At 66.9% G+C, this 511-nt stretch carries 1 protein-coding gene; it reads right to left on the bottom strand.

What is annotated here, in order from left to right; translation table 11 throughout:
• Positions 1 to 511, bottom strand: a 511-nt coding sequence (locus ON21_RS24670; protein WP_039801372.1) for an AMP-binding protein, incomplete at both ends; no start/stop codon positions are given.

Below are 511 nucleotides of genomic sequence, written 5' to 3'. Positions count from 1 at the left end.
GCGGGGTCAGTGGGCGAAGGCGTTCGCTGTCGGTGACCGGGGCGTCGCGGTAGCCGGTCAGGTCCAGCTCGTCGATCCGGACCTGCCAGACCGTGTCGGTGATCTCGAGGTCGCTGCCGGAGGTCAATACACACACCGGGCGTGCGTTTCCGAGGATGTAGCCGACACGCTCGGCGGGATGGTCGGGGTCGACCGGCACGTAGGCGCCGCCAGCGGTGACGACCGCGTGGACCGCGATCAGCAGATCGATCGACCGCGCCATCGCGATGCCCACCAGCGACTCCGGGCCCACGTCCTGTCCGATCAGCCAGCGCGCCAACCGGTTCACTTCGGCAGCGAACTGCCCGTAGGACAGAGTTGTCCCCTCGAACTCGACCGCGACTCTGTCGGGTGTGGCTGCGGCCTGCGCTTCGAACAGCGACACCAGTGTCGCGTCGGTATCGAGGGTGTGTGCAGTGTCGTTCCACACCGACAGGATCTGGTGGCGTTCGTGCTCGTCGAGCAACTCGAT

Origin of the sequence: Nocardia araoensis NBRC 100135 (assembly GCF_000308435.1) — a bacterium.
Lineage (GTDB): Bacteria > Actinomycetota > Actinomycetes > Mycobacteriales > Mycobacteriaceae > Nocardia > Nocardia araoensis.
This window is presented reverse-complemented; position numbering and strand designations above follow the sequence as displayed.